Here is an 11,761-nt window from a genome sequence, read left to right as displayed (position 1 = left end):
ATTAGACCGCTCTTGACTAGAAACTGAAAAAATAAAGGGGCAATAAAGGTATGATTCAAAAAGAACTTTTTGAAAAAGAATAAGCACTTAAATGATCTCAATACCATTCAGGTTCAGTTTGGTTAATCCTAAGAAAAGCCTCAAAATTAAATATAATAAAAGAATTTAATTAATAAGCTTTTCACAATGTATTAGTTGTCTGTGAATTATAATTTATTTAACGCACAAAAAACTAAGGTCAAATATACGAAAAAAAACACCTAGGTGTCATTATTTATTAGCAAATTTCAAATTTTTGTTAAATAAATGAAATGTCGTAAGTTGTGCTAATAGTCGGTGATCGGGTAATCGGGTGATCGGTAATCGGGTAATCGGGTGATCCGGTAATCGGTGATCGGGTGATCGGGTAATCGGGTGATCGGGTAATCGGGTAATCGGTAATCGGGTAGTCGGGTAATTGGGTAATTGGGTGATCGGGTAATCGGGTAATCGGGTAATCGGGTGATCGGGTGATCAGGTAATTGGGGATTTGGTAATTGGAGGATTGGATGATCGGATAATCAGTCATCAGTCCAAGTGTATTCAAACATTACAGTTGAAAATAAGGTAATCGGGGATTTGATAAAATATTATCTTTACTTTATCAAATCGCTATCGTATGTATAAATATTTTTACTTTTTCATGTTCCAATGTTTCCTTATAAATATTGAAGGACAAGAATTACCCTCTAAGATTAATGATTATCAATTCACTACAAAAAAATTGATCGGATCTACATCAGTTAAAAACCAAAATAAAAGTAGTACTTGCTGGATTTATTCTACCCATTCTTTTTTAGAAAGTGAACTTATCAGAATGGGCAAACCACCTGTTGATTTAAGTGAAATGTTTGTTGCACGGGCAGGATATCTGGATCGGGCTGACCTGTATATGCGAAGACAAGGCAATACAGCCTTTGGACAAGGAGCTGAAAATGGGGATGTCATGAATCTCATCAAAAAATATGGCCTAACACCACAATCTGTATATTCCGGAATGCCCGTTGGACAAGACAAACCTGTTCATTTCGAAATGGAGGCTGTACTTAAAGGCATACTTGATAACATGCTGAAATTGCCTGATGGCAAATTAAGTCCAAATTGGAGAAATGTCTTCAAAGGCGCATTGGATGGATACTTCGGGGCACCACCTGAGAATTTTGTCTATGAAGGAAAAACCTATACTCCAAACAGTTTTGTTAACAGTTGCGGTATTAATCCGGATGATTATATTGCCATAACTTCATTCAATCATCACCCTTTTTACAAACCATTCATACTTGAAGTAGCAGATAACTGGGCCCAAAATTTATTTTATAATGTTCCTCTGGATGAATTAAAAACAATAACTGATCATGCACTCGAAAATGGATATTCCGTTATTTGGGCTACTGATGTTAGTGAAAAAACATTTTCAAGGGAATTTGGAATAGCTATAAATACTTCCATTCCATGGGAAGACATGGAAGTGAAGTATCGCGACTCCATTTGGAAAAAACCACAAGCAGAAAAATTAGTCACTCAGGAAGATCGTCAATATAGCTTCGATCAATTATTAACAACCGACGATCATGGTATGCATATTATTGGAAATGCAGTGGACCAAAACGGAACTTCATATTACATCGTAAAAAATTCATGGGGTACGAGCAATAAAATAACAAACGGCTACATCTATGCTTCTGACGCCTATTTCAGACATAAAACAATATCCATAATGGTTCACAAAAATGCAATCCCAAAAGCGATTCGAAGTAAGTTGGGGTTGTAATTAAATTACAAGGTAATCGGTTTGAATGGTAACCAGGTAATCGGGTTTGAATGGTAATCTGGTAATCGGTTTGAATGGTATTCAGGTAACATGGGGAAAGGTAAAAAAGGTAATCGGTTCGAATGGTAATCTGGTTATCCGTTTACAGGTAAAAAGGTAATCAGGTTGAATGGTAAATAATTCGAATAAAAGCTAAACCGATTACCATCCAAACCGTTTACCATTCTCGCGCAGGATCGATACTGGCATGAGGAGTTCTTCGTATTAACATCAATCTAAACCTCTACCACCCTCTTGTCTTAGTTGATACCAAACCTACCCTATAGTCGTGGATACTGGTGCTATGCTTGTGCCTAAGGTCATGGAAGCCTATGATTCAACTATTTGTTCAATAAGACATAAATATCCAACAATATCTTTTAAGCAGGTATTCCATAAGCTCTGATGGCCACATTTGATTTACTAGTTGGAGGATTTGGAAACCGGTGATTTTTATTTCAAATAAATCACCTTTTATCCATTTGCTCCCCAACTTTATCAATAAAAATAGTTCCCAACTTTCAAATTTAAATTCAAATTCATATTTGCTCTTTGTTATCAATATGTGTTTATTATTTCCATATTTTGGCCATGAGCTAAAAATATCTCAATATAATATTTTTTATTATTTTTACTCCACCACAAGTTAAATACTAATCGATATGGATCGGAGGAAATTTATTATTAATAGTGCGGTTGCCAGTAGTGCTATTGTGCTCAATCATCAGTCCTTACTGGCAGGACAATTAAGTAAAAAACTTCCTAAATCAGTTATTGTGATTGGTGCCGGGTTTTCTGGATTAGCAGCTGCGTATGAACTCAAAAAGAAAGGAATCGCCGTAACTATTTTAGAATCCAGAAATCGGATTGGCGGAAGGGTATTTTCACATGCACTTAATGATGCGAGTAATCAAGTGATTGAATTGGGCGCAGAATGGGTCGGCGAATCGCATGAAATTCTAAAAGGATTGTGTAAAGAATTTGACTTGAATTTATTGGATAATAGATTCGACACTCATTTGACTTACAATGGTGAATATTCTAAAGCTGCTGATTGGCATTTTAGTCAGGCTTTTGAAGATTTTTGGAACAATAAAGAATTGATATGGAATAGTTTTGCACCAGCCTCCAAAAAGAAATTAGACAAAATGGATTGGTGGCGATTTCTATCCAATCAACAATTCGAACAAAGAGATCTGATGCTTCGCGAATTAATAGACAGCACCGATTTTGGAGAAAGTATTAGACATACTTCTGCTTATGGTGCATTTGCTGAATATGCAGAAAGTAGTGAAAAGAATGAAATGGATCTTAAAATAGAAGGAGGAAATGGCAAATTGGTTACCAAATTAGCAGATGCCATAGGAATGAATCATATCCTTCTTAATCATCAAGTCACCAACATTGATCAAACTACTTCAAAAAAAGTCGTTATTAAATGTTCCAATGGTTCAACATTTGAAGCTGATAAAATAATATGTACCATTCCTACATTTGCCATTAAACAAATTCAATGGAATCCCGTCCTTCCTACACAAAAAATAGATGCGATTCATTCTTTGCAATACGCCAGAATTGGTAAATTCCCTATAGTATGTACAGAGCGGTTTTGGAAAGATGAGAGCTTTGATATGGTTACCGATACACCAGCCCATTATTTTTATCATGGCACTAAAAATCAACCCGGAACTCAAGGTGTATTGATGTGTTATGCCATCGGTGAAAAAGCTGATACATTAGCTTCAGTGCATAAGGATCAACGCGAGGAAATCATTTTAAATGCACTTAAACCGGCTTTTGGAAATGTAAAGCCCTTCATTAAAAATTCTCTAATGTATTATTGGGGTACAGATCCATTCTCCTATGGAGCCTATGCGTTTTATGGTAAAGATAAATGGTTTGATGTCATGCCTACTTTGAAACAAGCTTTTATGAATACTCATTTCGCAGGAGAACATCTCGCAGATTGGCAAGGATTCATGGAAGGTGCATTACAATCCGGGCTGGATGCAGTAAGTGAGATCATAGATTAATATTTTACTTTAAAAAATTAAACTGATATGACTTACAAAAATTATTTGTCAGTAGCTGTTTGCGCTCTGCTAATTGCATTTGGTGTTAAACCTGTTTTTGGAAATACAAAAAATAATTTAAATCAAATATTTAATACTAGTAACGACACACTAATCAAACCTAAAATACAAAACCAATCCATTCCTAAATGCCGACCTTTCAATCTAAGCTATTTGGAATTAATAGCCCGGGAAAAATTACACCAATTGAACGCACTTTCGAACACTGAATTTAAGGCTTATCAAATAGAAGGTATAGATGCTTTCTATGATCCCTTATATAAATATCATTTTGTGGATAGTGTTTGTGTAAACTCAAATGGCTCATTAATTCTAATCGCCCGAGAATACGACAATGAGAATATTATTTGGCTTTGCAATTATGATAAAAATAATATACTACTTCATACGAAACAAGTATTCTACGATAACGCAGAAGGAAATTTCCAGATAGAATCTAAACTAATTTCCAATATATTGACACTTAAAACTGATGATGTCAATGAAGGCAAGGGTCAGGAAAAATATAAAATTACAACTGAATTAAAATTGGTTAAAATCAAATAAATGAACCCTTTATTTTATGTCCTATTTTATGTTACTTTAAATCCTCTATTTCAAATGAAAGAAAATGTAAAAACATTAGATGGTGAATATCTATTCAATAAAATGGAAATGTCAGCAGGTTTTCTTTTTAAAAAGGATGGAACCTTTCTTTTTTATTTTAGCTATGGTGCATCGGATCGAAATGCAAAAGGAACATATACCATCATTGGAGATACTTTAAAACTTCACAGTGACAAAGAACCCGGAAATGATTTTACAATTGACCAGCAATCCAAAAAAAACGGACCGATAGAAATTCATGTTAAAGGCCCAAATAAAATGTTGACTTCAAGTGCGCTGTGCATTTGTTTCCATAAAGATGAGCGCATAGATTATGAAGCAGATCAAGAAGGTATTATCAGGCCGGAGGCTACGAAATGTGACAAAATATTCCTCAAACATCAATATTATCCAGATATTCCTACTTTAATAAAGGATGAAGGAAATGAAAATAATTATTTTGAAGTCACTTTAAAACAAAGCCTGCAGCAAGTAAGTTTCAAAGGTATAGATTTTGTCATTAAGGAAAATACCATATCTTGTTTGCCGAATTATTTTATGCCTTTCGACCATATCGTATTCACTAAAAGTAATTAAGACGCCTAGGCATGGAACCGAATTTTGGAAAAATCATTATTGAACATATTGAAAATATTTGGTCTCCGAATATTTCAAAAACAGATTTCAAAGAGTTCGATATGAACCATGTCAATTATGTGTATTATCCAGATTGCCAGCAACTCATAATGTGGTTACCGAATGAAGGATACAAATATCAAACATTCAAAATGATCGATTTGGATCGTTCGCAAATGATTATTGAAGATCCAGTACAAAATAGATTAAATGGGAGTATACAGATTGTTATGGATAGTTTGGAATTTCTTCCAGCACATTATTGCATTGAGGTAGATATGGTAGGAATTATTACGCATAAACTTTATTTTCAAAAACTGGAACCTAATATTGAAGTAATAGAAAAACCTTTAATTGCCCCAATAATAGAGCCCGTCTCTGATTTACTAAAAGATCGGCGAAGATATTATGATTCTGCTGGAAAATTAATTCCTGATGACATAGATTTTCGCGAATCCAAGATGAAAGAATTGTATCCAGCTCAAGATAAAAAATTAGAGATTGATGAACAAGGAAGATCAGGCACGATTCATTATATTGAAGGAAACATAAACATACCCTTTGATTATGAATTCGGAGGGGGGAATTGCATTGTCTATATTTTTATTCCCACTGAAAATCAGTGGTTTGCAGCGACAGGAATCCCACTGGAAAAAAGAAAAGAAATTATAGAATTTGTAGCCGTAACCATTAAACTTCAAAAAGTTCCTAACAGTAGTGTGATCATTACAGATCAATATATTTCTTATTACGAATCATGAGGAAATTCATTATACCAACTTTCGCAATATTAATCATTATACATCTTCCAACAATTGGTCATTGTCAATTAGTCAATGCAGAAAAATTCAGAATAAGAACCGATTCCAATGGCTGGTTTGGTGAAATCGGAATGAATGGTTCCTTTATACAATCAACAAGTAAAGTTATTCAAGCTGAAGGTAATCTTTTAGCTGAATACAAGCGAAACAAGCATTTATTTATTGCAGCAGCTTACTATGGATTCCTCAAAGGTGATGAGGTCCAACTTGTAGATGAAGCCATGTTGCATTTAAGGTACAATATCAAATGCAACAAATATTTAAGATGGGAAGCTTTTGTACAATTCCAACAAAATGAAATCCTAAATTTAAAATCTAGATTTCTACTTGGAACGGGACCACGATTTAAATTGGTGGATAATAAAAAAATCAGAATGTATGCAGCCTCGTTGATGATGTATGAACACGAAGAAGAAGTATCCCAAAACCAAATAACACATGAAAATTTCCGAAGTAGCAGTTACCTATCATTCAGCTTATTCCCCTATGAACGTACAGAATTTATAACAACGACCTATTTTCAACCCTTGGTCAATGAGTTCTATGATTATAGAATTTTAAATCAATCATCCTTAAAATATGGAATAAATAAACATTTTTTTATTTCCATAAATTATAACCACTTCTATGATCGAAGACCTCCAAACGAAACCCTAAAACAAACGTCAAAAGTGACTACAGGGATTTCCTATAAAATTAAAGTATAACTAAAAGTTTTGTATTTTTCAGAAATAATTCAATCCATAAAATGAACCTCGAAACCACCCGCCTCCTCCTCAGACCATTCAATTTAGACGATGCTCCATTCATTATAGAATTACTGAATAGTCCCGGTTGGCTGAAATATATCGGAGATCGGAATGTGAAAAACATAGAACAAGCTGAGCAATATTTGCTAAAAGGTCCTTTAAAAAGTTATCATGAGCATGGATACGGACTATCAATGGTAACATTAAAATCTGATCAAACTCCTATAGGAATGTGTGGTTTAATCAAAAGAGACCATTTGGAATTTCCTGATATTGGATTTGCCTTTTTACCTGAATACATGGGTCAGGGATATGCCTATGAAATAGCTCACGCTACCTTGGAATTTGGGATTCACACATTGAAATGTTCACCCATTTTAGCTATCACGGTATTGAATAACGATTCTTCTATAAAACTATTAAAAAAAATCGGCATGCAATTTCAAAATAATATTCATCTTCCACAAATTGAAGAAGAACTCATGCTATTTAGCACCTAATCCTATTTATTTTCCTAATTGATACTTTATCCCAAGACCTGCATGAAAGCCATATGGCTGATATCCAAAACTCAATCCCATTCTCGGTGTGATATATAATTTCCGATTGTATTGATAACTTGCATTGATGCTCCAAAGATTATTTTTATTTGGAAAATTTTCCCAGATAGATGAGTGATGCAATGAAATGAGTTCCCATTTTTTGAGACCCAAAATTTTGGGATTGATATTTAAGAATAGATTTGCAATTGAAGGCCCTACCCCAATTTGTTCACCGTTCCAAATACCAAATCCTACGGTAGCATAATCTTTATTACCAGTCCACACTTTTATGGTTGGCAATATCTTGTGATTGGTATTGACTTCGTCTTCATAGCTGAATATCGAACCGACCCGCATTCCAACCGTTGCACCAAAATATTTTGAAATTTCAAATCCAGCATACCCATGTATATTATATCTGGAATCCTGCAAGAGTTTATAGGGTGAGTCACTATAATATCGTTCCATTTGACCTTCGATACCAAGAATATAATTAGAGGTTTTTTTAACTGGAATATTGGCTTCATATCCTAAATTATAGCTTGTATAATATGGGCCATGTGCTTGTGTACTATCTAATATGGCACAATAACTGGTACATCCCTGATCCACCATTTTACAAGGGTAACGAGTACCTCTCAAATTATTATAAGTTGCATTAGCCTTAATAAAATGTTTTGTTTTTCTTCTACTAGGTTCTGATTCAACTTTTGATGTTTGACTCATCAGCACAACGGCAAATACCATCATTATAACCGGACTGATCGGAAATGTATATCTAGAATAAGATTTTACAAAACTGATAACCGTAACCATAAGCGAAATGATCAACAAACTCTTTAGAATCACAAGTTCTTCTGCTGAAAAAATATTTTGAAAAATTAAATAAAACATAGACAAAAAAAACATGAGACTGGTATTATGCATATGCCTTACAGGTTCTATTACACTTATGCCTACTTGTTGATGTTCCTTTTTGACAAATCCAAGAACCGCAATAACAAAGAAGCCTAACAATATCCACTGCAATACTTTTATTCCCAAAAACATATCCGAGAAATGATGATTCGTCACCGGATCTCGAAAAAATTCTATACAAAATCTAAATCCAAGTAGCAGTGAAATACTTAATAAAATTAAACTCCCTGGGTTGTTTAATCGCTTTTTGACAAATAGCAAAATGATTAATGTCAACAAATTACCAAAAATAAAATATAAAGGTACCGGATGAACGGGCACGCTGATCCAAGCAGACTGATCTATCAATGCATTTGATAATTGGACCTCTCTCAATAATCCGGGTCCGGCATAGGAAATTCCAAGAGCACTATCCGTACAAGTTCCGAAACAACAGCCTGCACAGAGACAAGCTAATCGTTGAAAAATCATTACTACGGGAAGAAAAAAAGCGAAAGCATCCATGATTGGAGCTCTGAAATTCAACAATTTCTTAACAACATACATACTTAATAGTCCCATAACAGATCCCCAAATCGCAGATTTAGAGGATATGATGAGCTCTTCAGAATTAAAAACTAAGGACCAATCTGCAATCGGAATGGATCCCAATTTTGATCCAAGAATTATTGCAGTAAATACAAAGGCTAAAATAAGCATCCAAGTAGATATGGGATACTTTCTGCGGTATCCTTCATAAATTAATAATAAAAATCCTATGGCCATAGCCAAAACATAAAAGCTCTGGTAATAAGGACCGGTTTGGTCTAATGGAATTACAATGGTAATTGTTTGAACTAACATAAATTTAGGGATTGGTGTTATAAAATCTATAATTCAAAAATAATAAAAAAATGGTATAACCAAATTTTTAATTAATTCTTTTTTGATGGATGTTATCCATCTACAAAGAGGTTGCTCCGCTGGAGCAAGGACGTATGCTAATCAATTACTTTAATTCTTACCATTCATTTTTTCGATGGATGATATCCATCTACAAAGAGGCTGCTCCGCTGGAGCAAGGACGTAGGCTAATCAATTATTTTAATTCTTACCATTCATTTTTTTGATGGATGTTATCCATCTACAAGGAGGTTGCTCCGCTGGAGCAAGGACGTAGGCTAATCAATTATTTTAATTCTTACCATTCATTTTTTTGATGGATGTTATCCATCTACAAAGAGGCTGCTCCGATGGACCAATGACCGACAGCATGATATTATTTCCAAACTTTATAAACCTTTATTTCACCATTTATTTCAACAAAAACTAAATACAATCCAGAAGTCAGAAGATTCCACCCTAAAATATCTTTTGCTACGCATTTTCCCTCTATGTTATATATTTTATAATTCTTAATTGAAGCTTTTTGGAGAAATGTTTCTACATTCATGCTTTCAGCTTGGAGAAATACATTACCAAAATCTCTGCTATCTATTAAATTACTTCCCTTATATAAATCACAAGATTTCCAATATCTGCCTCTCCAGATACATTCACCTTTTCTGACTTCTACGGTTAAGGTATTATAATACGGAGCCATAATATGGACATAAGAATTGGTGCTACCATTAGACCAAAGAATTTGATATGCATTGGGATCAATCAATGTTCCATTTTCTTCAAATAATGCTACGATAATATTACAAGATCCACCACAAACAGATTCACATAATGCAGGCGGAAAATTCAAATTATTTTTGACATCGTAATCATCCAAGCAACTAGATAGTATGAATTTCATTTCTGTGCATGGACCTTCACATTTGACATTAATGGTATCAATGATTCTTCGTTCACAAATTTTTGCATACTCTATAGACTTCGGAACTCCCTTGGGCCAAGTATATATTTTAGAAGTAATACTAAATATATCTGAAGGAAATAATAATACTGGATTTTTATTTTGCAAAATATATTTGGCATGTTGCGAAGATTCTTTTACATCCCAAAACAATTCGTGCAGCCTTTTAGCAGATTGAATCAGATTCCCAAATGCATCTAAAATACGGACTTCTACCATACCACTTGGCAGACAAACTTTTTTAATTTGGATAGCACAACTATCTACAAAGCAACTGGTAACTTTAATATTAACGGTATCTGTTTTGTTGCAATTGCCATATGTACTAGTAAGTATATATTGAGTATTACTTATAGGTCTTGCAACAGGATTGGGACAGGTCGAACAAGATAGTCCAACAGTAGGACGCCACATATAGGTTGCACCTGTACTACTAAAGTTGGCCAACAATACTGAATCACCCTTGCAGATCTCATGATTTTTTGTTGGAACTTTAGCAAGCAACCAAGATATGGGAATTGTTTTTTGAATAGTATCGCGGCATGATTCTTTAGATTGAACAATCAAACGTATCGTTGCAATTCCTGTGTCATTAATCTGTATTAATGGATTTTTATCCGTACTGTTGTATACATTACCATTAAGCATGATCTTCCAATTCCATGAAATAATACTGGAATAATTATCCTTTGATAAATCAGTAAGTTTAAGTAGTTGATTTAAATCACAAGGGTCGATACTTGCATCAAAATGAGCTTCAGGCAATGATTTACACAAACGAACATTAATCTGAAAGTCCCGTCGAATGACAGAAAGTAATACACCCTTGCGATATTCCTCCACACAATATGCGATCAAATATTGAGCAATAATCGGTTCTGCAAAACCAGTCATACGCCCTGTCATTGGATCCATTTGCAAAGCAGGTTTTCCACCGATCATATCCAACAAACTAAATGGTGGTTTAAATACAACTTCTACAAAGGGTGGACTACTTGGCCTTGTTGGACGAGGATTGATAGAATCTGCTCCTTCGAAAGGGGTACATAATTTATATACCAGCGAATCACCTTCAGCATCATAGGCCTTTAAATTGAAATCAATTGGATAATCTCCACAGATATATATGGGTGGATAAGAACTCAATACCAGACTTGAATTACAAACCCTTAAAGCCTCTTCCTTTATTTCTAGAGAATAGGTGGCACCAGTGCCCAGTGGATTAATAATATTAGTGATCGTAAAATTTCTGCAACATCGCTGATAGGCCAGAATATAACCGCCTGAGCGGAAGGGCAACTTGATGGTATCTCTGTATTTTGTAGTGTGCACACAGACATCACCTCCTATTAGACCACAATTCTTAAACATAAATTCATCTAAGGTGTCATTGTTATTATAATTCATTCTCAAAACACCCGAATTTCCAAGGGTCGTTAATAATAGCCCTTGTGCATCGAAGATACCAACGTTGGCAGGATCATCAAATGGCGCTTGCTGACTTCCATTAATACAATCTCTTCGAAGTGTAAGCGTAATTTCGTAATCATTATTACCTAGACACCGATAAGCCATATCACCTCCTACGATATGTGTCGCACTAACATCTATTAAATAACAAAAGACCAGTAAAATTGAAATGAAATATTTAAACATCAATAACTAATTTAAAGTAATCTACAAAAGTGCTTAAAGATATTCAATAAACTTCAAATACGAACTAAG

At 34.3% G+C, this 11,761-nt stretch carries 9 protein-coding genes; 7 read left to right on the top strand and 2 right to left on the bottom strand.

Annotated elements, in window-relative coordinates:
• Nucleotides 1-658 precede the first annotated feature (658 nt).
• From IPK88_11115 to IPK88_11085, 7 genes are all read left to right on the top strand, one after another.
• Complete coding sequence (locus tag IPK88_11115; protein MBK8243965.1) at nt 659-1,810, top strand: aminopeptidase; 1,152 nt, start codon at nt 659-661, stop codon at nt 1,808-1,810.
• A gap of 701 nt (nt 1,811-2,511) precedes the next feature.
• On the top strand, nt 2,512-3,882 hold the full coding sequence (locus tag IPK88_11110; GenBank protein MBK8243964.1) for an FAD-dependent oxidoreductase: 1,371 nt from the start codon (nt 2,512-2,514) through the stop codon (nt 3,880-3,882).
• 27 nt (nt 3,883-3,909) lie between these two features.
• Nucleotides 3,910-4,488, top strand: a complete 579-nt coding sequence (locus IPK88_11105) for a hypothetical protein (GenBank protein MBK8243963.1) — start codon at nt 3,910-3,912, stop codon at nt 4,486-4,488.
• Nucleotides 4,489-5,124 carry a hypothetical protein gene (locus IPK88_11100; GenBank protein MBK8243962.1) on the top strand — a complete coding sequence of 212 codons (636 nt, stop codon included), beginning with the start codon at nt 4,489-4,491 and terminating at the stop codon, nt 5,122-5,124. It begins immediately after the preceding gene.
• An 11-nt stretch (nt 5,125-5,135) separates the two neighbouring features.
• The gene (locus IPK88_11095) at nt 5,136-5,924 is read left to right on the top strand and encodes a hypothetical protein (protein MBK8243961.1); all 789 of its coding nucleotides are present in this window, start codon (nt 5,136-5,138) and stop codon (nt 5,922-5,924) included.
• Nucleotides 5,921-6,691: a DUF481 domain-containing protein gene (locus IPK88_11090; protein MBK8243960.1), complete on the top strand. Its 771-nt coding sequence runs from the start codon at nt 5,921-5,923 to the stop codon at nt 6,689-6,691. Before IPK88_11095 ends, IPK88_11090 begins: the two co-directional genes overlap by 4 nt.
• A 41-nt stretch (nt 6,692-6,732) precedes the next feature.
• Nucleotides 6,733-7,233 (top strand): GNAT family N-acetyltransferase, encoded by a 501-nt coding sequence (locus IPK88_11085; protein ID MBK8243959.1) that lies wholly within the window; start codon nt 6,733-6,735, stop codon nt 7,231-7,233.
• 6 nt (nt 7,234-7,239) lie between these two features.
• On the opposite strand, the gene IPK88_11080 is transcribed toward IPK88_11085, so the two are convergent.
• The gene (locus IPK88_11080) at nt 7,240-9,036 is read right to left on the bottom strand and encodes a prolipoprotein diacylglyceryl transferase (protein MBK8243958.1); all 1,797 of its coding nucleotides are present in this window, start codon (nt 9,034-9,036) and stop codon (nt 7,240-7,242) included.
• Between the two features lie 415 nt (nt 9,037-9,451).
• A complete protein-coding gene (locus IPK88_11075) occupies nt 9,452-11,692 on the bottom strand; it encodes a hypothetical protein (protein MBK8243957.1) in 2,241 nt (746 codons plus the stop codon).
• Between the last annotated feature and the right edge of the window lie 69 nt (nt 11,693-11,761).

This window comes from Candidatus Defluviibacterium haderslevense (genome assembly GCA_016712225.1).
Classification (GTDB): Bacteria; Bacteroidota; Bacteroidia; order Chitinophagales; family Saprospiraceae; genus Vicinibacter; species Vicinibacter haderslevensis.
Note: the sequence above shows the minus strand (reverse complement) of the source record. Positions and strands in the feature narration are given on the sequence as shown.